The sequence below is a fragment of the Allobosea sp. P1_A7 genome (assembly GCF_056406775.1).
Genome location: NZ_JBFTZN010000551.1, coordinates 1 through 1,524, shown reverse-complemented (window position 1 = coordinate 1,524; position 1,524 = coordinate 1). Strand labels below are relative to the sequence as shown.

Genomic DNA, 1,524 nt, shown 5'->3' with positions numbered 1-1,524 from the left:
AGCTTACACAGTGAGAAACATTAACAGTACTTGAAACGACACCCGGGGAAGTTGCGGATCACAATGTGGCAGATTAATGGTGGGCCATATAAAGTATAGCTGTCGTCCCGCAACAGCGTGTGTGATTGTACCTGCAGCCGAGAAAAAGCACGGGGCTAATAATAATCTCGGGGGGAACGCCGCTCTGCGGGAGAAGGTTGCTGTTCGGGAGGACAGCAGCCGCTTTCCTGCCCATTATAGCCGGAAATTAGATGCGAGCAGCATCAGGCTCGCAAGGGGGGAACCATACAACATGAGATGTCAGCCCGTTATCTCGGCCGGCTTAATCGGCTTCACTGTATCCATTTGCCTCGCGACTAATCCAGCCACTGCGCAATCCGCCAAGCCGCCCGCGCAAGTCAAAGTCACGAATGCCCGCCTCGTGCCGGTCGTCTCCCTGGAAATCACTACCCCGGGTGATAAGCCGCGGCTTATTGCGAAGCTCTCCAAGCCGCTCGCCGCCGGTAAGAGCATTGCGCTCAAGCTCAACAAGCCGGCGGGTTGCAACTACTCCGTCCTCGCCAAGTTCAGCGACGAGGTCGAGAGCGACAATGAGGGCATCGATCTTTGCCGTGAGAAATCGATCCGACTGACGGATTGAGACCGGAAGGATTGCAATACCGAACGCCCCCTACGCAAGTGGGCGGGGCAGTTCGTCTCTTCGATCACCTTATAAGGACGCCGAGCGGATTACGTTGCCGATCGACACACTCATGCACCCGCGGCGCCAACCGTCATTCCCCCACATACATAGAGTGTCTGTCCGGTGACAAAGCCGCTTCGCTGATCAAGGAGGTATGCTACCGAATGGGCCACGTCCTCCGGTTCGCCCATTCGACCAACCGGGATGCTATCGATAAYCGCTTGCGTTGCAGGACTTTCTCTCGGATTGGCGCGCTCGAACAGCTCTGTACGAATGGGACCAGGCCCGACACTATTAGCGGTGATCCGGTGACACCCCAGTTCGAGAGCCCAGACTTTAGCCATACCAATCAGACCAGCCTTGGTTGCGGCGTATGCACTCCGAAGCTCCTTACCAAGGGCCGCACGCGAAGAGATGTTCACGATCCGACCAAATCCAGCATCCTTCATGCCTGGCAAGACCGCTTGAAGGCACTGAAGAGCACAACGTAAATTTAGTGAAACTGCCATATCCAACTCGGCCAGCGTCTGGGTTTCGACGCTACTCGGGAAGACCGCCCCGACATTGTTCACAAGCCTTGTAATCGGACCACCTCGCAGAGCTTCTGTAAGGGCTTCTGTAATGGGCCTTTGATCGTCAAGTCCCWCTGAACGATATCTCGTCGCCAGGATCATGCTTCTGTCCGTGGTCAGGACGAAGACCGCCACACCATGCCATCAGATCCAGAGCCGACAGGTCAATCTAGGGGTGCGTGATTTGCCGAGGCAATCACAGCCTTACACACGACCTTGCCAGGCTCTCGTCCCAGCGACGGGACCTCAGATGAAGCGGCGCCGATCCTG

At 56.4% G+C, this 1,524-nt stretch carries 2 protein-coding genes; one reads left to right on the top strand and one right to left on the bottom strand.

The genetic code is table 11. The features are described 5' to 3' along the window. Nucleotides 1-292: 292 nt before the first annotated feature. Nucleotides 293-640: a hypothetical protein gene (locus AC1D34_RS37505; RefSeq protein WP_441509149.1), complete on the top strand. Its 348-nt coding sequence runs from the start codon at nucleotides 293-295 to the stop codon at nucleotides 638-640. A gap of 110 nt (nucleotides 641-750) precedes the next feature. Here the strand turns inward: AC1D34_RS37505 and AC1D34_RS37500 are convergent, their stop codons facing one another. Further along, complete coding sequence (locus AC1D34_RS37500) at nucleotides 751-1,356, bottom strand: SDR family oxidoreductase (protein WP_476827021.1); 606 nt, start codon at nucleotides 1,354-1,356, stop codon at nucleotides 751-753. Between the last annotated feature and the right edge of the window lie 168 nt (nucleotides 1,357-1,524).

What these genes read in the sequence shown, in the direction of transcription:
- AC1D34_RS37505 (WP_441509149.1), top strand. Translation starts at nt 293, where the DNA reads ATGAGATGTCAGCCCGTTATCTCGGCCGGCTTAATCGGCTTCACTGTA.